This window comes from Micromonospora sp. WMMA1976 (assembly GCF_027497335.1).
GTDB classification, from domain to species: Bacteria; Actinomycetota; Actinomycetes; order Mycobacteriales; family Micromonosporaceae; genus Micromonospora; species Micromonospora aurantiaca.
This window is the reverse complement of the sequence record NZ_CP114912.1, coordinates 3,578,414-3,604,432: the sequence shown is the minus strand read 5'-3', so window position 1 is coordinate 3,604,432 and position 26,019 is coordinate 3,578,414. Positions and strand designations below refer to the sequence as shown.

The following is a 26,019-nucleotide window of genomic DNA, read 5'->3' as shown; positions in this document are numbered from 1 at the left end:
CAACCAGTGGAAAGGCACACCATGACAGAGGTCCACGCGGTGGTGGACGGGCCGGTACCGGCTCAGGCAGGTTCGGACCACGACCGGCCGGACGGACACGACGCCGAGACGCGCGTACGGGAACTGCTCGCTCGGATGACGATCGAGGAGAAGGTCGCGCAGCTCGTCGGGTTCTGGGAGAAGGAGGACGGTGAGGCGGTCGCGCCCCTGCAGGGCGAGTTCGCCGACAGCGGCCGGCTCGACGACTTCTCCCGGCACGGCCTGGGTCACCTCACCCGCGCCTACGGCACCCGTCCGGTCGACGCCGCCGCCCGCGCCGCCTGGCTGTGGAAGTTCCAGCGGGACCTGGTGACGGGCACCCGGCTGGGCATCCCGGCCATCGTGCACGAGGAGTGCCTGACCGGCCTGTCGGCGTGGAAGGCGGCGACCTTCCCGACGCCGCTGGCCTGGGGTGCCGCGTTCGACCCGGAGCTGGTCACCGAGATGGCGGCGGCGATCGGTGCCTCGATGCGCGCGCTCGGCATCCACCAGGGACTGTCCCCGGTGCTGGACGTGATCCGGGATCCCCGCTGGGGCCGGGTCGACGAGTGCATCGCCGAGGACCCGTACCTCGTCGGCACCATCGGCACCTCGTACGTGCGGGGACTCCAGTCGCAGGGCGTGCTCGCGACGCTGAAGCACTTCGCCGGCTACTCCGGCTCGCGGGCCGGGCGCAACTTCGGCCCGGTGCACGCCGGTCCCCGGGAACTCGCCGACGTGCTGCTGCCGCCGTTCGAGATGGCGATCCGGGACGGCGACGCGCGCAGCGTCATGCACTCGTACGCGGAGATCGACGGCGTGCCGGTCGCCGCCGATCCGACCATGCTCACCGATCTGCTGCGGGAGCGGTGGGGCTTCGACGGGACGGTGGTGGCCGACTACTACGGCGTCGCCTTCCTCAACCTGCTGCACCACGTCGCGGCCGACAACGCGGACGCGGCCGTGCAGGCGCTGAGCGCGGGCCTCGACATCGAGCTGCCCACCGGTGACGCCTTCCTGACCCTGACCGAGTCGGTGCGGACGGGCAGAGTCGACGAGGCGCTCGTCGACCGGGCGGTGCTGCGCGTCCTGCGCCAGAAGCAGGAACTCGGGCTGCTCGACGCCACGTTCGACGACGAGCCGCCGGGCGCGATCGACCTCGACTCGCCGGAGCACAGGTCGATCGCCCGCCGGCTCGCCGAGGAGTCGGTCGTCCTGGTCGCCAACGAGGGCGTGCTGCCGCTGCCGGCGGGCCGCCGGGTGGCGGTCGTCGGGCCGAACGCCGACCGGCAGGGCGCGCTGTTCGGCTGCTACTCGTTCCTCAACCACGTGCTGGCCCACCACCCGGGCGTGGAGACCGGCTTCGAGGTGCCGACCGTCCTGGAGGCGGTGCGCGCCGAGTTCGGCGCCGACCGGGTCACCTTCGCGACCGGCTGCGAGGTGGACTCGGCGGACCGGTCCGGGTTCGACGAGGCGCTCGCCGCCGCGTCCGCCGCCGACGTGGCGGTCCTCGTGGTCGGCGACCACGCCAGCCTGTTCGGGCGCGGCACCGTCGGCGAGGGCTGCGACCGGGACGACCTGGAGCTGCCCGGCGTGCAGCGCCAGCTCGTCGAGGCGGTGCTGGACACCGGCACCCCGGTCGTCCTCGTGCTGCTCACCGGCCGCCCGTACGCACTCGGCTGGGCGCTGTCCCGGTGCGCGGCGGTGGTGCAGACGTTCTTCCCGGGCGAGGAGGGCGCCGGGGCGATCGCGGGTGTGCTCTCCGGACGGGTCAACCCGTCCGGCCGGCTGCCGGTCACCCTGCCCGGCTCGGCGGGCGCGCAGCCGTACTCGTACCTGCACCCGAAGCTGGGGGCGGGCATGAACGGCACCAACCTGCCGGCGACGCCGGTCGCGCCGTTCGGGCACGGGCTGTCCTACACCACGTTCGCGTACACCGACCTGACCGTGCCGGCCGAGGTGCCGACCGGCGAGGCGCTGAAGGTGTCGGTGCGGGTGACGAACACCGGCCCGGTCGCCGGTGACGACGTGGTGCAGCTCTACGGCCGTGACCTGGTCGCCTCGGTGACCCGGCCGGTGGCGCAGCTGCTCGGCTACCGGCGGGTGCGCCTGGAGCCGGGCGCCTCGGTGACCGTCGAGCTGACCGTGCCGAACACGCGGCTGGCCTTCACCGACCGCACGCTCACGCGCGTGGTGGAGCCCGGAGAGGTCGATGTCTGGGTGGGCACGAGCGCCCGGCGCGACGTCCAGGCGCGGACGACGCTGACCGGCGACACCGTAGAGATCACCGCCGCCTCGCCCCGCTGGACGACCGTCGACCTTCGCTGAGCCGGGTCCGCCGGTCGTCCACGGGGCGATCGGCGGACCCTTTCATCTCATATTGGCGTTATGTCGTTTTTGGCTCAGTAGGCTCCAGGATGTCATCCAGCCCCGGCTGGATCCCGGTCGCCGGCACCCACAGGGATGCGTGAGTCACGATGATGGACGCGGACACCATGGTCCTGCCCCGGCTCGGGGACGCCGCGGTCGAGGACCCGTGGGGCGAGGACCGGCCGCGCCGGGCCACCGCCCGCGCCGCGACCGCCGTGTGGCGCTGGCGGATCGCGGCCTGGCTGCTGCCGGCGGCCCTCACGGGTGCGCTCGGCGTCGCCCGGATCACCGCGTCGGCGCCGAGCGCCGGAGAACTCGCGACCCGGCGCGCGATCACGTCGCCGTGGCCGGGGATCGGTGCCGCCCTGACCGGCGACGAGGTCGCGCTCGGGCCGTACCACCTTTTCCTGCGCGGCTGGGCGGCGCTGTTCGGCGCGGCCGACCTGGCGCTGCGCGTACCGTCGCTGCTGGCCATGATCGGGGCCGCGGCGCTCGTCGGCGCGCTCGCCGCCCGGATCGCCACGCCCGCCGCCGGCCTGGCGGCCGGGGCGATCTTCGCGGTGCTGCCGACCTCGATCCGGTACGCGCAGGAGGCGCAGCCGTACGCCCTGGCGGTGTTCGCCGCCGTACTCGCCACCTGGCTGCTGGTGCCCGCGCTGGACCGGCCGGCCCTGCGGCGGCTCATGCCCTACGCGGGCGCGGTGCTGCTGCTGGGCCTCTGCCAGCCGGTGGCGTTGCTGCTGCTCGCCGGCCACGGCTGGATCGTGCTGGCGTTCCGTCGCCGTGTCGCCGTCAGGTGGCTGGCCGCGGTGGTCCTCGGGCTGCTCCCGGCCGCCGCGCTGCTCGCCGCCGGCCTGCGCGACGGCGGTCATCTGTCGTCCGGCGTGCGACCCGGCGCCGCCGTGCTGGCGGCCACGCCCGGTGACCTGTTCGGCGTCGCCGTGCTCGGCGGCGTGCTGGCCGGGCTGGCGCTGTTCAGCCTTCCGCTGCGGTACGCCGCCGCGATCTGCACCGCCTGGGCGCTGGTGCCGGCGCTCGGACTGCTGGCGCTGGCGCAGGCCGCGCCGGTCTGGTCGGCGGCGAACCTGCTGTTCACGGTGCCGGCCTGGGCGGTGCTCGGCGGGGTCGCCCTGTCCCGGGCACGAGTCGCCGGGGCCGTCGCCGTGCTGGCTCTCGTCGCGCTGCTCGCCGTGGCGGACCAGCTCCCGTGGTGACCGTCGACGATCGGGCGACCTCCGCCTGATTCGCCCCTTTTGCGGTTAATTGTCGGCTTAGCATTCGGTCGGCTCCAGAGCCTGCAGACCATGGGGGAAACGTGGCCGTCGCCGCCGATACACGCCCGTCCCGCGCCACGACGGCCGGGCCGCCGGGTGCCCGCCCGATCGCGCCCGTCCCGCCCGGGACGCCGGCCGATCCGGACCGCCGGCAGCGCAACGTCCGCGCCCGCCTCGCGTACGCCCGTTGCGGTGCCACCGCCGGCCCGCTGCGACCGCCCCGCCGCCCCGACGCGGCGGTCGAGTTCCGCCCCACCGCCTCGGTCGCCGCGCGGCTGGTGCTGACGCTGCTGGTGCTCGTCAACAGCGCCGCCGGCCTGGTCTTCGTCGGCTGGCTGCTGCTGCCCCAGCACGTGCCCGGGCCCGGCGTCGTCGGCCTCGGCGGCTGGCAGACCGTCGCCGCCCGGCTCGCGTTCTGCGTCGTCGTCGGCGTCGAACTGATCCGCCTGGCGCAGAACGTGGTGGTCTGGGTCTTCGCCTACCACGCCCGGGACCCGGTGCCGGTCGACCCGCCGGTCGGCCTGCGGGTCGCCCTGCTCACCACGATCGTGCCGAGCAAGGAGCCGATCGAGGTCGCCGAGCGGACACTGCGCCGGCTGCGGGAGATCGTCTACTGCGGGCACGTCGACGTGTGGATCCTCGACGAGGGCGACGACCCGGCGGTCCGGGCGATGGCCGCGCGGCTGGGCGTCCGCCACTTCACCCGCAAGGGCCGGCCCGAGTACAACCGGCCCGGCGGCGAGTTCCGGGCCCGGACCAAGTCCGGCAACCACAACGCCTGGCGGGCCGAGCACGAGCACCGCTACGACGTGGTCGCGAACGTCGACCCGGACCACGTGCCGCTGCCGAACTTCCTGGAACGCACGCTCGGCTACTTCCGCGACCCGGACGTCGCGTTCGTGGTGACCCCCCAGGTGTACGGCAACATGCACCAGAACTTCGTCGCCCACGGCGCCTCGGTGCAGCAGTACCTCTACAACGGGCTGATCGCCCGCGGCGGCAACGGACTGGACGCGCCGCTGCTGACCGGCACCGGGCACCTCTACCGCCCGGCGGCCTGGCGGACCATCGGCGGCTACCAGGACTCGATCATCGAGGACCACCTCACCAGCATCCGCGTGCACGCCGCCGTCAACCCGGCCACCGGCAACCGGTGGAAGGGCGTCTACACCCCGGACGTGGTGGCGCTCGGCGAGGGACCGACCTCCTGGGCGGACTACTTCAACCAGCAGAAGCGCTGGGCGGCCGGGATCTGCGAGATCCTGCTCCGCCGCGAGCTGCGTACGCCGCGCGAGTTGCCGTCCCGCCGCCGCTGGCAGTACCGCCTGCTCCAGTTCTACTACCCGAGCGTGGCGGTGAGCCTGCTGCTCGGCAACGCCGCCACCGCGCTCTACCTGCTGACCGGCGTCGACGCGGGCCGGCTCGACCCGCAGATCTGGGCAACGCTGTGGGGCTCCACCATCGGCACCTGGTTCCTGCTCTGGCTGTGGCTGCGCCGATTCAACATCGCCCCGCACGAGCGGGAGGAGGTGGGCATGGTCGGCATGGCGCTCGCCCTGTTCGCCGGGCCGGTGTACGTGGCCGCCGCGGTGGGCGCGCTGCTGCGCCGCAAGCTCGGCTTCGTGGTCACCGCCAAGGGTGCGCTGCGCACTGTCGAGTCGGCGCGTACGTTCCGGCTGCACCTGTGCTGGGCGCTCGCCGCCGCCGGGCTGCTCGCGGCGAGCTTCGCGCTGGATCACGACTACCCGCTGCTGCGGGTCTGGCCGGTGCTGACGCTGCTGACCGGGCTCGCCCCGCCGCTGATCTCCTGGGCGGAGAGTCTGCGGGCCCGCCGGGACCGGGCCGCCGAACCGGCCCGGGAACCGCAGGTGGTACCCCGGACCGTGACCGAGGGCGGTGTGCCGTGCTGAGGCCGACGCTGCCCCGGATGGGCCTGGCGCTGGCCGGGTTGCTGCTGCTCGCGTACGCCTTCGTGGTGGCGCCGGGCGCGTGGCGCGACCCGGGCACCGACGCCTCGGCGCAACGGCCCGCCCCGGCGACGCCGCAGGCGAGCACCGACGTGCCGGCGGCGGTCGTGCCGAGCCCGCGCGGCGGCCCGTTCCCGCCGCCCGGGCAGGCGTTCTTCGGCGTGATGACGGACAAGGGACCGTACGACTTCGCGCCGGTCGACAGCTTCGCCGAGGCGGCCGGGCGCGCGCCGCAGGTGATGCTCTTCGGCGCCGACTGGGCGTCGGCCGAGTTCGACCGGAGCCTGTTCGACCGGATCGCCGAGCGGGGCATGATGCCGATGCTCGGCTGGGAGCCGTGGGACCACACGGTCGACAAGGCGGCCCGCCGCACCGACCTGACCGACAGGCAGATCGACCGGCTGCGCGCCACCCAGCCGGACTACCGGCTGTCCCGGATCGCGCGCGGCGACTTCGACGCGTACCTGCGCTCCTGGGCGGAGGGGGTGCGGTCGCTGGGCTACCCGGTCGCGATCCGCTTCGCGCACGAGATGAACGGCGACTGGTACCCCTGGTGCGAGCGGGCCAACGGCAACCGCCCCGGCGACTACGTCCGCGCCTGGCGGCACGTGCACGACGTCTTCACCGCCGCCGGCGCCACGAACGTCACCTGGGTGTGGAGCCCGAACGCGCGCTGGGACAAGACGACCGCCGGGGTCACCGGGCTCTACCCGGGCGACGAGTACGTCGACTGGGTCGGCGTCACCGGCTACTACGGCAGCGGCGCGTTCACCAAGACGTACTGGTCGTTCGACCAGATCTTCGGCCCGACGATCGCGGAGGTCCGCAAGGTCACCGGCAAGCCGCTCGTGGTCACCGAGACCGGCGCGGCCGACGCCGCCGGGCACAAGGCGCGGTGGATCCGGGACACGTTCCGCGCCCTGCCCCGCTATCCGGGCCTGATCGGGCTGATCTGGTTCGAGGTGGACAAGGAGAAGGACTGGCGCATCGCCGGCTCACCGGCGGCGGCGACCGCGTTCGCCGAGGCGGTGGCAGCCGACCGCTACGACGTGACCTGGTCGCCGGCGGTGCGGCCGCGTACCGGGCCCTGATCCCGGTCCACGCTCCATGTCGGACGGTGCGGCTACCCTCACGATCATGAACGAGAGAGATCAATTCCGGCGGACGGCGATCGAGCAGGGTGTGCCCGAGGACGAGGTGGCCCGTTTCGCGGAGCTGATCCGGTTCCGGATCCACGCCTGGCAGCGCGAGGAGGGCGTGCACGCCGGGCGGCGGGGCGGGCGGCCGCGGCTGCCGGTGGGCATGCCGTGGCCCACGTGCCCGGCGGGCTTGCCGTTGCCGTTCCTGCTCCGGCTCGACTGCGCGGCGCTGCCCCGGGTTCCCGACCTCGCCCTGCCGGCCGACGGCACGCTGCTGTTCTTCCTCGACCAGGAGGGCGCACAGGACGCCTGCGGCATCGAGAACGAGAAGGCGTACTCGCGGGTCGTGTACGTCCCGGCCGGCGCCGAGACGGCCGACGGCGAGTACGTCCTACCCGCCGGGACCGCCCGGGAGTCCTTCCTCACCCCCGAGCACGAGATGTACGCGGCCGTCCAGGCGGAGCTGCCGGACTGGCTCGACCGCTCGGAGGAGTGGCTGTGCGACACCCAGATCCAGCTCCTGCGCGACATGCCGCATCGCAAGGAGATGAGCGCGCTGGCCGAGCAGCTCTGGCCGGAGCGGGACTGGTGGATCCAGCACGACGTCTTCGTCGGCGGCTACACCATCTCCGCGCAGGATCCGCCCGAGGTGATCATGATGGACCCGGAGCGGGTTCAGCAGGGGTGGTCCCTGCCCCGCGCGGAGCGGATGGTGGCCCGGTACGAGGAAGAACAGCGGGTGATGCGCGAATGGGTGCCGCTGGCCCAGTTCGGCGTACCGGACGAGGAGTACGTCAACGCGCGGTTCCTGATCCGCCACGACGACCTCGCCGCACGGCGGTTCGACAGGGTGCTGTCCTTCTGCGAGTTCACCGAGTGACAGCCGGGCCGGCTCAGACCAGCGTGCGGACCGCCCGCAGCGCCGAATCCACGTCCTGCTCGCCGTTGGCGATCGTCGCGCCGAAGCGCAGGTAGGACGGCCGGTAGGGGGTGCTGCTGGCGATCACGCCGGCCGACCGCAGCCGGTCCACCGCCCGGTCCGCCGGCACGCCCGCCACCTCGCAGCAGACCACCCCGGCGGACAGGTCGGCTGCGCGCGGCGTGACCAGCCGGACGCCCCGGATCCCGGCCAGCCCATCCTTGAGCCGGTTCGCCAGCTCCCGGGTGCGTTCGGCGACCCGGGCCGGGCCGATGCGCCGGTGGAACGCGAACGCGTCGGCGAGCGCCCACCGGTGCTCGAAGCTGTGGTAGCCGCCGGGCGTGTGCGCCAGGCCCGGCGGCACGGGCGCCCCGCCGGTCCCGCCGGCCATCCAACGCCCGATGGCCCGCCCGTCGAAGGTCGGGATCACCGGCGTCATCCGCGCCCACGCCCGCTCGGCGGCCCAGACCAGGCCGGTGCCGCGCGGCCCGAGCAGCCACTTGTGGCAGCCGGAGACCAGCACGTCGCAGCCGAGCTGCTCGGGTGTGGACGCGTCGGCGCCGAAGCCGTGCACCGCGTCGAGGCAGAGTAACGCCTCCGGGCTGCGCTCGCGGACCGCCTCGGCCAGCCGGCGTACCGGCAGCTTCACGCCGGTGCTGGAGTGCACCCAGGTCAGCGCCACCACCCGGGTGCGGGGCGTGAGCGCCGCGGTCAGGCCGGCGACCATCTCGTCCGCCGTGGCCGTGGCCGCGTCCCGGTAGAGGCGGGCACGGCGCACCGTCACCCCGTCGCGTTCGGCGCGCAACCGCAGCGCCTCGTGCGTGGCGTAGAAGTCGTGCTCGGTGGTCAGCACCTCCTCGCCCGGTCGCAGCCGGATCGCGCTGTGGACCAGGCCGAGGCCCATGGTGGTGGAGTCGGTGAGCGCGATGTGGTCCGAGCGGGCGCCGAGGTGCCCGGCCGCCGCAGCGAGCACCGCGCGGTCCAGCCGTTCCTCGTGCGCGGCCAGGTAGCCGGAAGCGTCCCGGTCGAGGCCGGCCCGGTGGACGGCCACGGCGGCCCGTACCGGGGCCGGGTGCGGGGCGAAGACGAACGTGGCCAGGTGCGCCCGGGAGGGGTCGAGCGCGAACTGGGCGCGGACGTTGTCCCAACTGGCCGGATCCAGGGCGGGCGCGTCGTCGGACGCCGCGGTCCCGCCCGCCGGGCGGTCCGGGTCGCAGCCGGTGGCCAGGCCGGTGACGCCCGCTGCCGCTGTGGCGCCGAGCAGGTGCCGCCGGGTCAGGTGCCGTCGCGTCGGATGCATGGGGCAATCGTCCGCCGTGCATGTCACGGCCGGGTCACCGCCCGGGGACCGGTGATTTCACCGATGCGCACCGGCGGCCGGGCATCGATGCTGACGCATGTCGATGTAATTCCGGCGCAAGGAGTGACCGACGTGCCCACCACCACCCGTTCCCGTACCCCCGTCCGTGCCCTCGCCCGCCTCGCCGTGGCCGCGCTGCTCGCCACCGGCGGCGCCCTCGCCGTGCCGGCCGCGGCGAACGCCGCCAGTCCCTACGAGCGCGGCCCGGCGCCCACGAGCGCCATCCTGGAGGCCAGCCGCGGCCCGTTCGCCACCTCGTCGATAAACGTCTCCTCGCTGAGCGTTACCGGCTTCGGCGGCGGCGTCATCTACTACCCGACCAGCACCGCCGAGGGCACCTTCGGCGCGGTCGCCATCTCGCCCGGCTACACCGCCTCCTGGTCCAGCCTGAGCTGGCTCGGGCCGCGGATCGCCTCGCACGGCTTCGTGGTGATCGGCATCGAGACCAACACCCGGCTGGACCAGCCGGACAGCCGGGGCCGCCAGCTCCTGGCCGCGCTGGACTACCTGACCGAGCGCAGCTCGGTGCGCGGCCGGATCGACTCGTCCCGGCTCGCCGTGGCCGGGCACTCGATGGGTGGCGGCGGCAGCCTGGAGGCGGCGGCGGCCCGGCCGTCGTTGCAGGCCGCCGTCCCGCTGGCGCCGTGGAACCTGGACAAGACCTGGTCCGAGGTGCGGGTGCCGACGCTCATCATCGGCGGCGAGACCGACAGTGTGGCGCCGGTGGCGACCCACTCGATCCCGTTCTACAACAGCATCCCGGCGTCGTCCGAGAAGGCGTACCTGGAGCTGGACGGCGCGAGCCACTTCTTCCCGCAGACGACGAACACGCCGACGGCGAAGCAGATGGTCGCCTGGCTGAAGCGGTTCGTCGACGACGACACCCGCTACGAGCAGTTCCTCTGCCCCGGCCCGAGCGGGTCGGCGATCCAGGAGTACCGCAACACCTGCCCGAGCGCCTGAATCCGGTCCGCTCCCGGGGTGGTCGCCACGGCGACCACCCCGGGAGCGTGTCCGCCTCTTTTCCGACGGGTTGCCCATCTGTGACACTGCATGCATGGTTTCTGCATCGACAGTGCATATAGACCTGTGGGGCCGGGACGAGGAGTGCGACGCGATCCGCCGGCTTCTCGACCGCGAGGACGGCGGTGCGCTGCTGTTCCACGGGCCGCCCGGCTCCGGGCGCAGCGCTTTGCTGGCGTACGCCCGCAGGTGGGCGGGGGAGCGCGCGGTGCTCGCCGGTGCGGGCCTGGCCGACGAGGCGACACTGCCCTACGCGGGGCTGCACCGCCTGCTCGACCCGGTGCTGGACGCGGACACCGCGCTCCCGGTGCGGCAACGCCGGCTGTTGCGCCGCGCGCTCGGCGGCGACGGGTGCCCGGCCGAGCAGCGCCTGGCCCTGGCCGCGGCGGTGCGGTCCCTGCTCGCCGCCGCGGCGGCGGACCGGCCGCTGCTGTGCACGGTGGACGACCTCGACATCGGCGATCCGCAGAGCGCCTGGACCCTGGCGGTGGTGGCGCGCCGGCTGCGCCGGCTGCCGGTGGCGATGCTGCTGACCGCCACCGCACCGGCCACCGTCGACGGCGTACCCGCCCACCGGCTGCGCCCGCTGGACGCCCACGAGTGCCACGCCATGCTCGCCGGCCTGCGGGAGCGGCCGCCCGCGGCGGTGGCCACGGCGCTGGCCGCGCTCAGCCGGGGCAGCCCGGCGGCGCTGGCCGACCTGGCCGGCACGCTCACCCCGGTCCAGTGGCGGGGCGAGGCGCCGCTGCCCGGCACGCCGCCGGTGGACGGCACGCTCGCCGCCGCGTACCGGGCTCGCCTGGACCTGCTGCCGGAACCGACCCGCCGCCTGGTGCTGCTCGCCGCGCTCGACCCCGGCGACGACCCGGCCACGCTGGTCCGCGCCGCGTGGGCGGCCGGCCTGACCGTCGAGGCGCTCGCGCCCGCCGAGGCCGCCGGCCTGCTGCGCACCGGGCCGGGCGGGGTGACGTTTCCGCACCCGCTCGCCCGCACGATGATCACCGCCGTCGCGCCGCTCGCCGACCTGCGCACGGCCCACCTGCTGCTGGCCGGCACGCTCGCCGAGGGTGCGCTGGGCCGGGCGCTGCGCCACGCCATCGCCGCCGACTGTCCGGCCGACACGCTCGCCGCCGAGTTGAGCGCGGCGGTCGACGAGGTGCCGGACCGCGCCGCCGCGGCGGTCGTGCTGCGCCGGGCCGCCGAGCTGAGCCCCGACCCAGGGCGCGCCGCCGAGCTGACCATCGCCGCCGCGCGATGTGCCTGGACCGCCGGCGACCCGGACCAGGCCCGGGGGCTGCTGCGCCGCCTGACCGCCGGGCCGGCGCACAGCCGGGCGGACCTGCTCCGCGGCGAGATGCAACTGCGCTGCGACGCGCCTGCCGCCGCGGTCGCCACGCTGCTGGCCGCCGCCGACGTGGTAGCGCCGACCGACCGGCGGGCCGCGCTGCTCGCGCTGGTCCGCGCCGGCGAGGCCATCTGCGTCACCGGCGACCAGTACCGGTACGCCGAAGTGGCCCGCCGGGCCGAGGCGCTGCGTCGGCCCGGCGACCCGCCCGACCTCGACCTGCTGGCCACGTTCGCTACGGGCGTCGGCGCGACGCTGCGCGGCGACCACGCCCGTGGCGGCCCGGCGCTGCGCCGCGTCGTCGTCCTCGGCGGCCGGCTGACCGGGCCCTCGCTCACTCCCGGCGCGCTCGTCTGCGCCGCCGCGGCCGCCCTGCTCGTCGCCGTGGACGGTCCCGCGCACCGGCTCGCCGGCCGGGCGGTCGAGGTGGCCCGCGCGCGCGGCGAGCTGTCCCTGCTGCCCCGAGCGCTGGAACTGCGAGCAGTCGCCGAGTACTGGCTGGGCCGGCACGAGGCGGCGGCGGAGACCGCCCGCGAGGGCGTGCGCGCCGCCCGCGCCACCGGCCAGCACGTCTGCGCCCAGGTACATCTCGGCATCCTCGCCGTGCTGGCCGCCGTCCGCGCCGACCGGGACGCCGCGCTGGCCCGGATCGCCGAGATCGGCGACGGCGCCGCACCGGGAAGCCGGCCGGACGCGTACGCCCGCTGGGCGCTGGGCGTGCTGGACCTGATCGACGGCCGGTACGCCGACGCGGTGGCCCGGCTGTCCGCGCTCGCCCGTACCGGCACCGGCCGGGGGCAGGTGCTGGTCCAGGTGATGGCCACGCCGTACCTCGTCGAGGCCGCCGCCCACGACGGCGGGCGGCCGGCCGCCGCGCTCGCCGTGTTCGACCACTGGGCCAGCAGCACGGCGAGCCCGTCGCGGCGGGCGCTGGCGGCGCGTTGCCGGGCGTTGCTCGCGCCGCGCGGCGGCCCGGAGGCCGAACGGGAGTTCCACGCGGCGCTGCGGCTGCACCCGGCCGACACCGACCGGTTCGAGCGCGCCCGCACCGAGCTGCTGTTCGGTCGCGAGCTGCGCCGCCGGCGCCGCCCCCGGGACGCCCGGGCGCACCTGCACCGGGCCCGGGAGGCGTTCACGCTGCTCGGCGCCACCGTGTGGGCCGAGCGGGCGGGGGAGGAGCTACGCGCGGCGGGGGAGTCGGTCGGGCCGGTGCGGCGCGGCCCGGAGCAGTTGCTGACCGGGCAGCAGTTGCACATCGCCCGGCTGGTCGCGGAGGGGGCGACCAACCGGGAGATCGCCACCCGGATGTGCCTGTCCACCCGGACCGTCGACCACCACCTGCGCAACGTCTTCCACCGGCTGGGCGTGCGCTCGCGTACCGAACTGGCCCGCCTGCTGTCCTGACCGCCCGCCGCCCGCCGCTCTCGGCACGCGTGGCGTCGGCCGCCGCGCCGGGCGTGCCGCCGGGATCAGCGCAGTGCCGCCACGGCGGCGTCCGCGCCGCCGCGCCAGAGCACGCCGGCCTCGGTGAAGCCAGCCGCGCGCAGCGCGTCCAGGTGCCATGCCGCGGGCGGGTTCCACTCCGGGCTGTGCCCGGTCGGGTAGATCTGCCGTCGCTTCTCCACCAGCGGACCGAGCACCGGATCGTCGGCTGCCCGCTCCCACCAGTCCGACCAGGACAGCGCCGCGCCCGCGCGGTGCCGGGCCGCCCGCAGCGCGCCCGCCCGGGTGTGCAGCCGGCCGGTCAGCGTCGGCAGCGCCTCGTCAGGCATGTGGTCGGCATTGACGAACACCCCGCCGGGGCGCAGCACGTCGCGGATCTCGCCGTACAACCGCGCGAGGCGCGGGCCGTCGAGCCAGTGCAGGGCGGTGGCGGTGAGCACGGCGTCGAAGTCGCGGTGCGGCAGCGCGGCGGCCCAGTCGGACCGGTTGAGGTCGGCGGTGACCACTGTGGCCCGCCCGGCCAGCGCCGCCTCGGCGAGGGTGAGCAGCACCGGGTCGAGGTCGAGCACCGTCACCTCGGCGTCGGGCCGGCGGGCCAGCGTCCGCAGGCTGATCGATCCGGTGCCGCCCGCGAGGTCGAGGACGCGTGGCGGCCGGTCGCCGGCGGCCGCCTCGACGGCGTCGAGCATCGCCGCGAAGCGGTGCTCCCGGTCGGGCAGGTACGCCTCCTGCTGCCGGTCCCAGCTCTCCTGCCAGGCCCGTACATCCAGATCGTAAGGAGTCATGCCCCTCACGATAGTTACCGACCGCGGCCCTGTCGAGGCTTGTTGCCAAAGCTTTGCAATAAGCGTGCGCCGTCCCGGCGGCGTCACCGGGGCCGGACGTCCGGCGGGCCGACGGTGACGAGGCGGTGACGCGCGCTGCGGCAGGGTCGCGGCACGACGACCGCACCGTTCGAGGGGGCTGCATGATCAGGACGATGCTCCGGCTGCGCGCGCGCCCCGGCTGCGAGCCCGCGGTCGGGCCGGCCTTCGAGACGGTCGCCGGGCAGCTCGGCGCACTGCCCGGCAACCTGCGGCACGAGCTGCTGCGCGACGCCCTCGACCCGCGCGGCTTCGTCGTCGTCACCGAGTGGGCCGACGACGCGGCGCTGCGCGCGTACCGGCGCGGGCCGGTGGCGGCCCGCCTGGCCGACCTGTTCCGGCCGCTGACCGAGCCGGACGGCGATCCCGGCTACCCCCTGATGCGGGAGACCGGGGACGGGACGGGTCCGGTCTACGTGGACGTCGAACTCACAGTGCCGCTCGACCGGCTCGCCGAGTTCCACAAGGGCTACCCCGAGGTGGTCCGGCGGATGGCGGCGATACCCGGCTACCGCCGCGAACAACTGCTGCGGGCGCCCGGCTCGGACATCCACCACATCTTCGCCGAGTGGGACGGCTCCGCGCCGTTCCTCGCCTGGATCGGCGACCCGGCCCACGCCTCCGCGCAGGCCGGGCCGATCGCGCCGTTCCTTCTCGACATCCGGCGCCGGCTGTTCCACGTCGTGCCAGACGCGGACGGCCGCCGACACCCCACCACGGGCTGGGAGGCCGACGTGCACAGGACAACAGACGTACTCGTCGTCGGGGCGGGTCCCACCGGGCTGACCGCCGCCGTCGAGCTGGCCCGGCGGGGCATCGACTGCCTGGTGATCGACAAGCAGGCCACCCCGCCCGGCCACGCCGACAAGGCGATCGGCGTGCACTGCCGCACCATGGAGATCTGGGAGGAGCAGGGCGTCGTCCGGGAGGCCATGGACGCCGGCATCTGGCTCACCGGCAACACGGTCTTCGTCAACGGCGAGCAGACCCACCGGATGAGCTGGGAACTGCCCGGCCTGCCGTACGACCACCTCGGCCTGCCGCAGTACGAGACCGAACGGATCCTCACCGACCGGCTGGCCACCCTCGGCGTCCGCCCGCAGCGCGGCGCCGAACTCGTCGACTTCACCCAGGACGCCGACGGCGTGACCGCCACCGTCCGCACCGCCGACGGCGGCACCGAGACGGTACGCGCGGCGTACCTGGTCGGCGCCGACGGCGCGCACAGCCGGGTACGGGAGCGGCTCGGGCTCACCTTCACCGGCGGGCTGGGCCGGTTCCCGCAACTGTTCATGCTGGTGGACGTCGACGTGGACTGGGATATGCCGGACGGGCACCTGCTGCGGTTCCTGCACATGACCGACGGGCAGATGGACGGGATGCTCGTCTGCGTACCGCTGCGTGGCGAGCACCGCTACCGCATCGCCACCCTCGCGCCGCCCCGCTTCTTCGCCCAGACCGGTGGCCGCGACGCCCCGCCCGGGTTCAGCGAGGAACTCGACGAACCGACGATCGAGGACGTGCAGGCCGCGCTGGACCGCCTGGCGCCGCCCGGCACCCGGGCGAGCAACCTGCGCTGGTCGTCGGTGTTCCGGATCAGCCACGGCATCGTCGACCGCTACCGCGAGGGCCGCGTGTTCGTCGCCGGGGACGCCGCCCACCTGCACCCGCCGGCCGGCGGCCAGGGCATGAACACCGGCATCCAGGACACCTGGAACCTGGCCTGGAAGCTCGCCCTGGCGGTACGCGGGCTGGCCGCGCCCGGCCTGCTGGACAGCTACGAGACCGAGCGGCGGCCGGAGGGCGAGGAGATCGTCGGCCGGGCGGTACGGATGGCCGGCACCGAGGAGGTGGACCGCGCCGACCTGGAACGGCAGTTCCTCCAGGAGATGTCCATGCTGCTCAGCTACGCCGGCAGCCCACTGGTCGGGGAAACCGTCGCCGACCCGGCCGCGCTCGGCGACGCGCCCCGTCCCGGCGACATCGCGCCCGACGTGGACGGGCTGCGCCGGCGCGGCGTCGGCCACCCGCTGCGGCTGCGTGACCTGACCCGGGGCACCCGGCACACACTGCTGCTCTACGCCGACCGCACGGCCGGCACGGAGGAACTGGCCGCGGTCACCGGCCTGTGCGCCGACGCGCGGCGGCTCGCCGGCGGGGAACTCGACGCGTACCTGCTGCTCGACCCGGACGCCGACGAACCGCGACTGCTCGACCCGCCGGTGGTGCGCGACGCCGAGCGCCGCTTCCGCGGCGCGTACGGGCTGGCCGGCACCGGTCTGTACCTGATCCGCCCGGACGGGCACATCGGGTTCCGGGGCGCGCCGGTCGACCCGGACGCGCTGCGCAAGCACCTGCACCTGGTCTTCGGGAGTGTCCGGTGAGCCGGGTCCGGACCGTGCTGTCGATGCGGACCCGGGAGGGCTGCGAGGAGCGCTTCGAGGCGGAGTGGCTCACCGCGGCCGAACAGATCCGCACGCTGGACGGCTGCCTGCACCAGGACCTGGTTCGCGACGCCGACGACCCGCGCAGCTACCTGATCATCAGCGACTGGGCGGACCGCGAGCGGCTCGACGCGTTCGGCCGCAGCACGCACCGCGACCGGCTGCTGAGCATGATCCGTGAGCTGCGCGAGTCCGCCGACCGGCACACCTACCAGGTGCTGCACAGCGTGGCCGGCGAGCCGGGGGAGAGGCGATGACCGACGACGTGATGCCGGCGAACGAGCTCTACACCGACGCGTTCGCCGCCGACCCGTACCCCGCGCTGGCCCGGCTGCGCTCCGACCGGCCGGTCTGCCCGGTCGGCTCGCCGCGCTTCGACTCCTGGCTGATCACCCGATTCGACGACGCCCGCACCGCGCTGACCGACCCGCGCCTGTCCAAGGACCTGTACGGCCCGGGGCAGCACTACCTGAAGATCTTCGGCCCGAACTCCGAGGGCCTGAACCGCAACATGCTCAACTCCGACCCGCCGGAGCACACCCGGCTGCGCCGGGTGGTGTCGCAGGCGTTCGCGCCGCGGCGGATCGAGGCGCTGCGCCCCCGGATCGCGTCGACCGTCGACCAGCTCATCGACAAGATGGCGCCGCACGGCGAGGCGGACCTGATGCACGAGTTCGCCATCCCGCTCCCGATGACAGTCATCTGCGAACTGCTCGGCGTGCCGCCGGCCGACCACGACCGGGTGCTCGACTGGACCCAGGTGATCCGCACCTCCGGCTCCACCAGCCGGCCGCCGGCGCAGGAACGGGCCGCGGTGCAGGAGGCCCAGCTCCGGCTGCACCACTACCTGGCCGGGCTGGTCCGCGCCAAGCGCGACGACCCGGCCGACGACATCATCGCCGCGCTGATCAAGGCCGTCGACGAGGACGGGACGCTGTCCGAGGCGGAACTGGTCACCACCACGTTCCTGCTGCTGTTCGCCGGGCACCAGACCACCGCCGACTTCCTCGGCAACGCCGTGCTGGCCCTGCTCACCCACCCCGAGCAGATGGAACTGCTGCGCGACTCGCCCCGCCTGCTGCCCGCCGCGATCGAGGAGCTGCTGCGCTTCGACGGGCCGCTGCCCGTGGCCAGCCCGCGCATCGCCACCGAGGACGTCGACTACCAGGGCGTACGCATCCCGCGCGGCGCGATCGTCGGGGTGGCGATCAACGCGGCCAACCACGACCCGGCGCACTTCGCCGACCCCGACCGGCTGGACCTGCGCCGGGTCCGGGGCCCGCACCTCGGGTTCGGGCACGGCGTCCACTACTGCCTGGGCGTCTCGCTGGCCCGGATGGAGGCCGAAGTCGCGCTCGGGGCGCTGCTGCGGCGGCTGCCCGGACTGCGTCTCGGCGTACCGCTGGCCGAGGTGCGCCGGCTCCCGGCCGCCTCGCCGTTCCGCGGCCTGTTGGAACTGCCTGTCACCTTCACCGCCTGACGGCGCCGCCGTCGCGCGCCCCCGTCCTCGTCGCAATCGTCAAGGAGCAGTCATGGTCTTCCGTAACGTGATCGTCTGTCACATGGTCCCCGGCAGCGAACAGATCGTCGGCGGCGTGTTCGGCCACTACGACCAGGCCACCCGGCCGCAGGACCTGGGCGTCATCGGCCGGTACCTGCTGTCGCACCACGACCTCTACATCCACGTGATCGAGCGGGAGCAGGACCCGCGGATCTCCGGGCAGACCCGTGGCCTGCCCGCCTTCCAGAAGATCGCCGAGGAGATCGGCCCGTACGTCACCCCGTACCCGCGCTACTGGAAGAACCCGTCGGACTCGGTCGCGAAGGAGTTCTACCACTGGGCGCCCGAGGGGGAGCCGCCAGTCGACACCACGCTCACCGTGATCGTCGGGCGGATCAAGCCGGGCGCCGAGCCGGACGTGGCCCGGGTTTTCGGCGAGTCCGACGCCGGGTCGCTCCCGACCGACCTCGGCGTCACCGGGCGCTGGCTCTACTCGATCGACGACGTCTACGTGCACCTGCTCGAACAGGAGTCGTCGGCGGCCGAGGCGACCCGCGACCAGCACGGCGACAAGCCCGCCTTCGGCAAGGTGATGCAGGACCTGGGCCCGTACATCGAGCCGTACCGGCCGGAGAAGTGGCAGGGCCCGCAGGACTCGGTGGCCACCGTCTTCTACCGCTGGCAGGCTCAGGACTGAGCATGCTCCGCGCTCCCGTCGACCGGGAGCGCGGAAACGCCGCCCCCGCGACCGGCCGTACGCCAGGCTGGTGCGGGGGTGCCGGGTGTCGACGAAGGAGATCGTCCAGCACGTCGGGGCGCTGCTGGACCTGGCCGGGGTGTTCGTCATCGCGGTCGGCGTCGCGGTCGCCACGGCGGTGTTCGCGGTGCGCTGCGCCCGGACCCGTCAGGTGGTCGCGCACTACCGGGCGTACCGGCAGGGGGTCGGCCGGGCCATCCTGCTCGGCCTGGAGTTCCTGGTCGGCGGCGACATCATCCGGACGGTAGCGGTGTCGCCCACGTTCACCAGCGTCGGCGTGCTGGCGCTGATCGTGCTGGTCCGCACGTTCCTCAGCTTCTCCCTCGAGGTGGAGCTGGACGGTCGCTGGCCCTGGCAGGGCCGGACTCCGGCCGACCGGCCGAGCGTCGGCGCCCGCCCCCAGCGCTGAGCGTCGTACCCCTGCGGCAGCATGCGGGGCATGGCGGAGTTCCGGATCGTGCGCGGCGACGCGACGAGCCCGCAGGCGAAGGGCCCCAAGATCGTCGCCCACGTCTGCAACGATCTCGGCGGGTGGGGGAAGGGCTTCGTGCTCGCCGTCTCGCGGCGCTGGCCGGAGCCGGAACGCGACTACCGGGAGTGGCACCGGCACCGGGCCGGCAACGACTTCGGGCTGGGTGCCGTCCGGCTGGTCCGGGTCGCGCCGGACCTGTGGGTGGCCAACATGCTGGGCCAGCGCGGGATGCGCCGGGGCAGCGCCGGGCCGCCGATCCGGTACGACGCGGTGGAGCGTTGCCTCGCGACAGTTGCCGGCCACGCCGAGGAACTGGGCGCGTCGGTCCACATGCCGCGCATCGGCTGCGGGCTGGCCGGCGGCTCGTGGCAACGGATCGAGCCGTTGATCCGGCGTGCGTTGTCCGACCGCGGCATCCCGGTGACCGTCTACGACAGGTAGTGACCTCCGCTGTCGCCCACGCCACTTCGCCGAGTTGATGTGGACGGGTACCCCCAGGGGGTATGGTGGGCGGCATGGAGCACGGATCCGGTCACGACACCGCCCACCACGGCGACCACGGCGCGCACGCGGGGCACGACCCGGAGCAGTTCCGCCGCCGGTTCTGGCTGAGCCTCGCGTTGACCGTGCCGATCGTCGCCACCAGCCACATGGTGATGGACTGGTTCGGCTACTCGCTGGAGTTCCCCGGCGTGCGCTGGGTCGGCCCGGTGCTCGGCACCGTGGTGTTCGCGTACGGCGGCTGGCCGTTCCTCACCGGCGGGCTGCGTGAGCTGCGCGAGCGCGCCCCCGGGATGATGCTGCTGATCTCGATGGCGATCGTGGTCGCGTACCTCGCCTCGGCCGCCACCAGCCTCGGCCTGTTCGACCTGGACTTCTGGTGGGAACTCGCCGCGCTGGTCACCATCATGCTGCTCGGCCACTGGCAGGAGATGCGGGCGGTCGGGCAGGCGCGTGGTGCGCTCGGCGCCCTCGCCGCGCTGCTGCCCGACGACGCCGAGCGCCTGGACGACGCCGGGCAGCCGCATCCGGTGCCCGTCGGTGAGCTGCGGGTGGACGACCTGGTGCTGGTGCGCCCCGGTGGGCGGGTGCCGGCCGACGGGCGGATCGTCGAGGGCGCCGCCGAGCTGGACGAGTCGATGATCACCGGCGAGTCGCGGCCGGTGGCGCGCGCCGCCGGCGACCGGGTGGTGGCCGGCACCGTCGCCACCGACTCCACCCTCCGGGTACGCGTCGAGGCCGTCGGCGCGGACACCGCGCTGGCCGGCATCGGGCGGCTCGTCGCGCAGGCGCAGGCCTCCGGCGGGCGCGCGCAGGTGCTCGCCGACCGGTTCGCCGCGCTGCTGTTCTACCTGGCGGCGTTCGCCGGCCTGGCGACGTTCGCGGTGTGGGCGCTGCTCGGCGACCCCGACCAGGCGGTGGTACGCACCGTGACCGTGCTGGTGATCGCCTGCCCGCACGCGCTCGGTCTGGCGATCCCGCTGGTGGTGGCGCTGTCCACAGCGCTGTCGGCCCGCGCCGGCATCCTGGTCAAGGACCGGCTCGCGCTGGAGCGGATGCGCACCGTCGACACCGTCCTGTTCGACAAGACCGGCACGCTCACCACCGGCCGGCACACGGTGACCGGGGTGGCCGCCACCGGCGGGACGGACGAGACGGCCGCCCTGGCCCTGGCCGGCGCGGTGGAGGCCGACAGCGAGCACCCGCTGGCCCGGGCGCTCGTGACCGCCGCCGACGCCCGTGGTGCCCGCCCGGCCGCGCGCGGCTTCCGGGCGCTGACCGGCCGGGGCGTGCGCGCCACGGTGGACGGCGTCGACTGGGCGGTCGGCGGGCCGGCGCTGCTGCGCGAACTCGGCGCCCCGGTGCCGGACGACCTGGCCCGGGCCGCGCAGGAGTGGTCGGGTCGCGGTGCCGCGGTGCTGCACCTGGTCCGGCTGCCCGAGGGCGGCCCGCCGGAGGTGACCGCCGCGTTCGGGCTGGAGGACCAGGTCCGCCCGGAGGCGCGGGCCGCCGTGGCCGAGCTGCGCGACCTCGGCGTACGCAAGATCGTGATGATCACCGGCGACGCGCGCCCGGTCGCTGAGGCGGTCGCCGCCGACCTCGGGTTCCGGCCCGGCGTCGACGAGGTCTTCGCCGAGGTGCTCCCCGCCGACAAGGACAAGGCGGTGGCCGAGCTGCGCGACCGGGGACTGACGGTGGCGATGGTCGGCGACGGCGTGAACGACGCGCCGGCGCTGGCTCGCGCCGACGTCGGGCTGGCCATCGGCGCCGGGACCGACGTGGCGATCGAGTCCGCCGGGGTGGTACTCGCCGGCTCCGACCCGCGCGGTGTCGGCGGCGTGATCCGGCTGTCCCGCGCGTCGTACCGGAAGATGCGGCAGAACCTGGCCTGGGCGGCCAGCTACAACGTCGTCGCGATCCCGCTCGCCGCCGGGGTCCTCGCGTGGGCGGGCGTCGCGCTCAGCCCGGCGCTGGGCGCGGTGCTGATGTCCGCCTCCACGATCGTGGTCGCGCTCAACGCCCAACTGCTGCGCCGGGTCCGGATCGCCCCGGCCGACTGAACCGCAGTTCCGGGTCCCGATCCGCCTGGCGGCTCGCCGATGCGAGCGAGGATGCCCCTTCCGGCTCGCACCTGCGGGCCGCTAGGGTGAGCGCGTGACGGTGTTCCGGATCGGCGAGGCGGCCGAGCTGCTCGGGGTCAGCGCGGACACGGTCCGCCGCTGGATCGACGCCGGCAAGCTGCCTGCGACCCGCGACGAGCACGGTCACCGGGTGCTCGACGGCGCCGACGTGGCCGCGTTCGTCCGCGCCCCCGGCCACCCCGAGCTGTCCTCGGCCCGCAACCGGCTGCGCGGCATCGTCACCGCCGTCGTCAAGGACACCGTGATGGCCCAGGTCGACATCCAGGCCGGGCCGTTCCGGGTGGTGTCGCTGATGAGCCGCGAGGCCGTCGACGACCTCGACCTCCAGGTCGGTTCCGTCGCCGTCGCGGTGATCAAGTCGACCACCGTCGTGGTCGAGCGCGCCCCGGCCACCCCCAGGGGAAGGACCAGCCCGTGACCGTACGGTGGATCCGCGCCGCGCTCGCCGCCGCGCTGGTGACGACGCTCGGCCTGACCGCCTGCGGCAGCACCGACGGGCCGGCCGATCCGGACGGCGCCGGCCCGGTGACGGTGTTCGCCGCCGCCTCGCTCACCGAGTCGTTCACCCGGCTCGGCAAGGACTACGAGGCCGCGCACCCCGGCAGCACCGTCACGTTCAACTTCGGCGGCAGCTCCGGGCTCGCCACCCAGATCACCCAGGGGGCGCCCGCCGACGTGTTCGCCGCCGCCTCCCCGGCCACCATGAAGACGGTCACCGACGCCGGTGACGCGGCCGGTGAACCTGCCGTGTTGGTGCGCAACCAGCTCGTCGTCGCCGTACCTGCTGGTAACCCGGCCCGGGTCGGCGGCCTGGCCGACCTCGCCCGCCCCGGAGTGAAGGTGGCGATCTGCGCCGAGCAGGTGCCCTGCGGCGCCGCCGCGCGCACCGCGCTGGACGCCGCTGGTGTGCGGCTCACGCCTGCCACGCTCGAACAGGACGTCAAGGGCGCGCTGGCCAAGCTGCGCCTCGGCGAGGTCGACGCGGCACTGGTCTACCGCACCGACGTCCGCGCCGCCCCCGGACTCGACGCCGTCGAGTTCCCCGAGTCGGCGCGCGCGGTGAACGACTACCCGATCGTGGTGCTGCGCACCGCCGGCAACCCGGCCGGCGCCCGCGCCTTCGTCGACTTCGTCCGCTCCGACGCCGGGCTCGCCGTGCTCACCGCCGCCGGGTTCCAGGCGCCGCCCGGCGCATGAGCCGCACCGTACGCCGGCAGCGGGTGCCGATCGCCCTGCTCGTGCCCGCCGGGCTCGGACTCGCCTTCCTCGTCCTGCCGCTCGCCGGCCTGCTGCTCCGGGCACCCTGGACCACGCTGCCCCGGCGGCTGACCGAACCGGGCGTGCTCACCGCGCTGCGGCTGTCGCTGGAGACCGCCACCGTCGCCACGCTGCTCTGCGTGGCGCTCGGCGTACCCCTGGCCTGGCTCTTGGCGCGGGTGGAGTTCCCCGGCCGGCGGCTGGTCCGGGCGCTGGTCACGGTGCCGCTGGTGCTGCCGCCGGTGGTCGGCGGCGTGGCGCTGCTACTGGTCTTCGGCCGGCGCGGGCTGATCGGGTCGTGGCTGGACGAGACCTTCGGCGTGACGCTGCCGTTCACCACCGCCGGAGTGGTGCTGGCCGAGGCGTTCGTGGCGATGCCGTTCCTGGTCATCGCCGTCGAGGGTGCGCTTCGCGGCGCCGACCCCCGGTACGAGGAGGCCGCCGCCACGCTCGGCGCCGGACGGTTCACCACCTTCACCCGGGTCACGCTGCCGCTCGTCGCCCCGGGCGTGGCGGCCGGGGCGGTGCTCTGCTGGGCCCGGGCGCTCGGTGAGTTCGGCGCCACCATCACGTTCGCCGGCAACTATCCCGGCCGCACCCAGACCATGCCGCTGGCGGTGTACCTGGCGCTGGAGACCGACCTGCAGGCGGCGATCGTGCTGAGCCTGATCCTGCTCACCGTCTCCGTGGTCATCCTCGCCGCGCTGCGCGACAGGTGGGTCGGAAGCACATGAGCGCGCTGCTGGACGCGCATCTGGTCGCCGAGCGGGACGGGTTCACCCTCGACGTGCGGCTTCGCATCGCCGCCGGTGAGGTGGTGGCGCTGCTCGGCCCCAACGGTGCCGGCAAGAGCACAGCGCTGCGGGTGCTCGCCGGGCTGCACCCGCTCAGCGCCGGTCACCTCACGCTCGGCGGCGCCGACCTGGACCGGCCGGACCGCCGGGTGTGGACGCCGCCGGAACGCCGGCCGGTCGGCGTGGTGTTCCAGGACTACCTGCTGTTCCCGCACCTCAGCGCGCTGGACAACGTGGCGTTCGGGCCGCGCCGCCGGGGCGCCGGCAAGCGTGCCGCCCGCACCCGGGCCCAGGAGTGGCTGGACCGGGTCGGCCTCGGTGACCAGGCCCGGCGCCGGCCCCGGCAGCTCTCCGGCGGGCAGGCGCAGCGGGTCGCGCTGGCCCGCGCGCTCGCCGTCGACCCGGCGCTGCTGCTGCTCGACGAGCCGCTCGCCGCGCTCGACGCCCGGACCCGGCTGGACACCCGCGCCGAACTCCAGCGCCACCTCGGCGCGCATTCCGGCGCGACGCTGCTGGTCACCCACGACCCCCTCGACGCCCTGGTGCTCGCCGACCGACTGGTCATCGTGGAGCACGGCCGGGTGGTGCAGGAGGGCGACGCCGCAACCGTCACGGGCCGGCCGCGCACCGACTATGTGGCCCGGCTGGTCGGCCTCAACCTGCACCGCGGCCGCGCCGACGGGCGCACGGTCACCGTCGGTGAGCTGACACTCACCACCGCCGACACCGTCCACGGTGAGGCGTTCGTCGCATACCCGCCGGCTGCCGTCGCGCTGCACCCGTCCCGGCCCGAGGGCAGCCCGCGCAACGTGTGGGCGGCCACCGTGAGCGGTGTGCAACGCCACGGTGACAACCTGCGCGTGCAGCTCGCCGGGCCGGTCGAGGTCGCCGCCGACGTCACGCCCGCCGCCGCGGCCCATCTCGGACTGATCCCCGGTCGCCCGGTGTGGGCGGCGGTCAAGGCAGCCGAGACGCGCGCCTATCCGGCGTGACAAACACCGCTGGTCAGAGCATGTGCGCAGGTGAGAGGTTTGATCTGCGCTCAACCGGTCACTGGGACGGTAGCGACGACGCAAAGGGGGACACGGTGCCCGACACGATCCGCAACAGGTCCAGTCTGGACGCCGACCTGCCACGGGGAGTCACCGACCCGTTGCTCTGGCGGGCCGCGTACGACGTTGCAGTCGCCCACCGGCCCGACCGGTCCGGGCGGTGCGAGAGCCTGCTGTGTGACGGTCAGGTCGCGCCGTGTGACGCGCTGACCGCCGCCCACCGGGCCATGGAACTGGCCGGGGACCGGGACTCCGACCGGGTCGAGGCCGAGACCTGGCGTACGGAGCAGCGCCGGCGTGCCGCCTGAGCATCGGGTCGCGGGCGGTTCGAACCGCTGACGCCCCGCTTCCGTGTTTATGATCGACAACTCGGTCGGAATGCGGGGAAGAGGAGAGTTCGTGACGGTCGACGCCCACGCGTTCTGGCTCCGCGCGCCCGGCCAGGGCGAGATCCGGCCGGTCCGGCTCGCCGCGCCCGGCCCCGGTGAGGTGTTGATCCGGACCCGTTTCTCCGGCGTCAGCCGCGGCACCGAGACGCTCGTGTTCACCGGCCGCGTCCCGGCCGACCAGCACTCCGCCATGCGCGCGCCGTTCCAGGAGGGCGACTTCCCGGCGCCGGTCAAGTACGGCTACCTCAGCGTCGGCACCGTCGAGGCGGGCGACGAGCGGCTGCTCGGCCGTACCGTGTTCTGCCTCTACCCGCACCAGAGCGCGTATGTGGTCCCGGCCGACGCCGTGACCGTCGTGCCGGACGCCGTGCCGGCGCAGCGCGCGGTGCTGGCCGGCACCGTGGAGACCGCTGTCAACGCGCTCTGGGACGCCGCCCCGCTGGTCGGGGACCGGGTCACGGTGATCGGCGGCGGGATGGTCGGCTGCGCGGTCACCGCGCTGCTGACCCGTTTCCCCGGCGTACGGGTCGAACTCGTCGACATCGACCCGGCCCGCGCCGAGGTGGCCGCCGCGCTCGGCGCCGACTTCGCCACGCCCGCCGACGCGACCGGCGAGCGCGACCTCGTGGTGCACGTCAGCGCCACCGCCGACGGGTTGCAACGCGGCCTGGAACTGCTGCGCCCCGAGGGCACCGTGCTGGAACTGAGCTGGTACGGCGACCGGCCGGTCACGCTGGCGCTGGGCGGCGCGTTCCACTCCCGACGGCTGGGCATCCGCAGCAGCCAGGTCGGCACCGTGTCGCCCCGGCGGGCCGACCGCAGTTACGCCGACCGGCTCGCGCTCGCCCTGGACCTGCTGGCCGACCCGGCGTTCGACGCGCTGCTCACCGGCCGGTCCCGCTTCGACGACCTGCCCGACGTGCTGGACCGGCTCGCCTCCGGTGAGCTGCCGGCGCTGTGTCATCTCATCACCTACGGCGAGGAGTGATC

Annotated in this window: 22 protein-coding genes; 20 read left to right on the top strand and 2 right to left on the bottom strand. The window is 74.7% G+C overall.

All coding sequences use genetic code 11. The annotated features are described in order from the left end of the window. Nucleotides 1-21: 21 nt before the first annotated feature. The 5 genes from O7546_RS16775 (at nucleotide 22) to O7546_RS16755 (ending at nucleotide 7,648) form a co-directional block, all read left to right on the top strand. Nucleotides 22-2,346, top strand: a complete 2,325-nt coding sequence (locus tag O7546_RS16775; protein WP_269697162.1) for a glycoside hydrolase family 3 N-terminal domain-containing protein — start codon at nucleotides 22-24, stop codon at nucleotides 2,344-2,346. Between the two features lie 149 nt (nucleotides 2,347-2,495). After that, entirely contained in the window at nucleotides 2,496-3,602 is a 1,107-nt protein-coding gene (locus O7546_RS16770) for a glycosyltransferase family 39 protein (RefSeq protein WP_194799117.1), read from the top strand. A gap of 101 nt (nucleotides 3,603-3,703) precedes the next feature. Beyond that, nucleotides 3,704-5,572, top strand: coding sequence for a glycosyltransferase family 2 protein (locus O7546_RS16765; protein ID WP_194799118.1), 1,869 nt, complete (start codon nucleotides 3,704-3,706; stop codon nucleotides 5,570-5,572). Next, nucleotides 5,566-6,720 (top strand): glycosyl hydrolase, encoded by a 1,155-nt coding sequence (locus tag O7546_RS16760; RefSeq protein ID WP_269697160.1) that lies wholly within the window; start codon nucleotides 5,566-5,568, stop codon nucleotides 6,718-6,720. Before O7546_RS16765 ends, O7546_RS16760 begins: the two co-directional genes overlap by 7 nt. Before the next feature lie 46 nt (nucleotides 6,721-6,766). Further along, nucleotides 6,767-7,648 (top strand): YwqG family protein, encoded by an 882-nt coding sequence (locus O7546_RS16755; RefSeq protein ID WP_281599327.1) that lies wholly within the window; start codon nucleotides 6,767-6,769, stop codon nucleotides 7,646-7,648. Between the two features lie 13 nt (nucleotides 7,649-7,661). Here the strand turns inward: O7546_RS16755 and O7546_RS16750 are convergent, their stop codons facing one another. Beyond that, entirely contained in the window at nucleotides 7,662-8,987 is a 1,326-nt protein-coding gene (locus O7546_RS16750) for an aminotransferase class V-fold PLP-dependent enzyme (protein ID WP_194799121.1), read from the bottom strand. A gap of 132 nt (nucleotides 8,988-9,119) precedes the next feature. Between O7546_RS16750 and O7546_RS16745 the strand changes: the two genes are divergently transcribed. Together O7546_RS16745 and O7546_RS16740 are read left to right on the top strand one after the other, a co-directional pair. After that, a complete protein-coding gene (locus tag O7546_RS16745) occupies nucleotides 9,120-10,010 on the top strand; it encodes an alpha/beta hydrolase (RefSeq protein WP_281599325.1) in 891 nt (296 codons plus the stop codon). Nucleotides 10,011-10,104: 94 nt separating this feature from the next. Then, the gene (locus O7546_RS16740) at nucleotides 10,105-12,819 is read left to right on the top strand and encodes a LuxR family transcriptional regulator (protein WP_281599323.1); all 2,715 of its coding nucleotides are present in this window, start codon (nucleotides 10,105-10,107) and stop codon (nucleotides 12,817-12,819) included. Between the two features lie 65 nt (nucleotides 12,820-12,884). Here O7546_RS16740 and O7546_RS16735 read toward each other — a convergent pair whose 3' ends face one another. Further along, complete coding sequence (locus O7546_RS16735) at nucleotides 12,885-13,643, bottom strand: class I SAM-dependent methyltransferase (RefSeq protein ID WP_194799124.1); 759 nt, start codon at nucleotides 13,641-13,643, stop codon at nucleotides 12,885-12,887. Between the two features lie 182 nt (nucleotides 13,644-13,825). Here O7546_RS16735 and O7546_RS16730 point away from each other — a divergent pair, with 182 nt between their 5' ends. The 13 genes from O7546_RS16730 (at nucleotide 13,826) to O7546_RS16670 (ending at nucleotide 26,017) form a co-directional block, all read left to right on the top strand. Beyond that, entirely contained in the window at nucleotides 13,826-16,105 is a 2,280-nt protein-coding gene (locus tag O7546_RS16730; protein WP_281599319.1) for an FAD-dependent oxidoreductase, read from the top strand. Continuing rightward, a complete protein-coding gene (locus O7546_RS16725; RefSeq protein ID WP_194799126.1) occupies nucleotides 16,102-16,422 on the top strand; it encodes an antibiotic biosynthesis monooxygenase family protein in 321 nt (106 codons plus the stop codon). The genes O7546_RS16730 and O7546_RS16725 overlap by 4 nt, the downstream gene beginning before the upstream one ends. Further along, on the top strand, nucleotides 16,419-17,645 hold the full coding sequence (locus tag O7546_RS16720) for a cytochrome P450 (protein WP_281599317.1): 1,227 nt from the start codon (nucleotides 16,419-16,421) through the stop codon (nucleotides 17,643-17,645). Before O7546_RS16725 ends, O7546_RS16720 begins: the two co-directional genes overlap by 4 nt. Before the next feature lie 52 nt (nucleotides 17,646-17,697). Then, a complete protein-coding gene (locus O7546_RS16715; protein WP_194799128.1) occupies nucleotides 17,698-18,363 on the top strand; it encodes a TcmI family type II polyketide cyclase in 666 nt (221 codons plus the stop codon). A gap of 85 nt (nucleotides 18,364-18,448) precedes the next feature. Beyond that, entirely contained in the window at nucleotides 18,449-18,832 is a 384-nt protein-coding gene (locus O7546_RS16710; RefSeq protein WP_194799129.1) for a DUF1622 domain-containing protein, read from the top strand. A gap of 30 nt (nucleotides 18,833-18,862) precedes the next feature. Next, entirely contained in the window at nucleotides 18,863-19,336 is a 474-nt protein-coding gene (locus O7546_RS16705; RefSeq protein ID WP_194799130.1) for a macro domain-containing protein, read from the top strand. A gap of 74 nt (nucleotides 19,337-19,410) precedes the next feature. After that, complete coding sequence (locus O7546_RS16700; RefSeq protein WP_281599313.1) at nucleotides 19,411-21,456, top strand: heavy metal translocating P-type ATPase; 2,046 nt, start codon at nucleotides 19,411-19,413, stop codon at nucleotides 21,454-21,456. A 94-nt stretch (nucleotides 21,457-21,550) separates the two neighbouring features. Further along, complete coding sequence (locus O7546_RS16695) at nucleotides 21,551-21,955, top strand: MerR family DNA-binding transcriptional regulator (RefSeq protein ID WP_194799132.1); 405 nt, start codon at nucleotides 21,551-21,553, stop codon at nucleotides 21,953-21,955. Then, nucleotides 21,952-22,734 carry a molybdate ABC transporter substrate-binding protein gene (gene modA / locus O7546_RS16690; RefSeq protein WP_194799133.1) on the top strand — a complete coding sequence of 261 codons (783 nt, stop codon included), beginning with the start codon at nucleotides 21,952-21,954 and terminating at the stop codon, nucleotides 22,732-22,734. Before O7546_RS16695 ends, modA begins: the two co-directional genes overlap by 4 nt. Then, nucleotides 22,731-23,528: an ABC transporter permease gene (locus tag O7546_RS16685; RefSeq protein ID WP_194799134.1), complete on the top strand. Its 798-nt coding sequence runs from the start codon at nucleotides 22,731-22,733 to the stop codon at nucleotides 23,526-23,528. The genes modA and O7546_RS16685 overlap by 4 nt, the downstream gene beginning before the upstream one ends. Next, nucleotides 23,525-24,580 carry an ABC transporter ATP-binding protein gene (locus tag O7546_RS16680; protein WP_281599310.1) on the top strand — a complete coding sequence of 352 codons (1,056 nt, stop codon included), beginning with the start codon at nucleotides 23,525-23,527 and terminating at the stop codon, nucleotides 24,578-24,580. The genes O7546_RS16685 and O7546_RS16680 overlap by 4 nt, the downstream gene beginning before the upstream one ends. 95 nt (nucleotides 24,581-24,675) lie before the next feature. Further along, nucleotides 24,676-24,948, top strand: coding sequence for a hypothetical protein (locus O7546_RS16675; protein WP_194799136.1), 273 nt, complete (start codon nucleotides 24,676-24,678; stop codon nucleotides 24,946-24,948). A 91-nt stretch (nucleotides 24,949-25,039) separates the two neighbouring features. Beyond that, on the top strand, nucleotides 25,040-26,017 hold the full coding sequence (locus tag O7546_RS16670) for a zinc-binding alcohol dehydrogenase (protein ID WP_281599307.1): 978 nt from the start codon (nucleotides 25,040-25,042) through the stop codon (nucleotides 26,015-26,017). Nucleotides 26,018-26,019: the final 2 nt, after the last annotated feature.

Coding starts and splice junctions, on each gene's coding strand:
- O7546_RS16775 (WP_269697162.1), top strand. CDS start 22: ATGACAGAGGTCCACGCGGTGGTGGACGGGCCGGTACCGGCTCAGGCA.
- O7546_RS16770 (WP_194799117.1), top strand. CDS start 2,496: ATGATGGACGCGGACACCATGGTCCTGCCCCGGCTCGGGGACGCCGCG.
- O7546_RS16755 (WP_281599327.1), top strand. CDS start 6,767: ATGAACGAGAGAGATCAATTCCGGCGGACGGCGATCGAGCAGGGTGTG.
- O7546_RS16750 (WP_194799121.1), bottom strand. CDS start 8,987: ATGCATCCGACGCGACGGCACCTGACCCGGCGGCACCTGCTCGGCGCC.
- O7546_RS16740 (WP_281599323.1), top strand. CDS start 10,105: ATGGTTTCTGCATCGACAGTGCATATAGACCTGTGGGGCCGGGACGAG.
- O7546_RS16735 (WP_194799124.1), bottom strand. CDS start 13,643: ATGACTCCTTACGATCTGGATGTACGGGCCTGGCAGGAGAGCTGGGAC.
- O7546_RS16730 (WP_281599319.1), top strand. CDS start 13,826: ATGATCAGGACGATGCTCCGGCTGCGCGCGCGCCCCGGCTGCGAGCCC.
- O7546_RS16720 (WP_281599317.1), top strand. CDS start 16,419: ATGACCGACGACGTGATGCCGGCGAACGAGCTCTACACCGACGCGTTC.
- O7546_RS16715 (WP_194799128.1), top strand. CDS start 17,698: ATGGTCTTCCGTAACGTGATCGTCTGTCACATGGTCCCCGGCAGCGAA.
- O7546_RS16705 (WP_194799130.1), top strand. CDS start 18,863: ATGGCGGAGTTCCGGATCGTGCGCGGCGACGCGACGAGCCCGCAGGCG.
- O7546_RS16700 (WP_281599313.1), top strand. CDS start 19,411: ATGGAGCACGGATCCGGTCACGACACCGCCCACCACGGCGACCACGGC.
- O7546_RS16685 (WP_194799134.1), top strand. CDS start 22,731: ATGAGCCGCACCGTACGCCGGCAGCGGGTGCCGATCGCCCTGCTCGTG.
- O7546_RS16680 (WP_281599310.1), top strand. CDS start 23,525: ATGAGCGCGCTGCTGGACGCGCATCTGGTCGCCGAGCGGGACGGGTTC.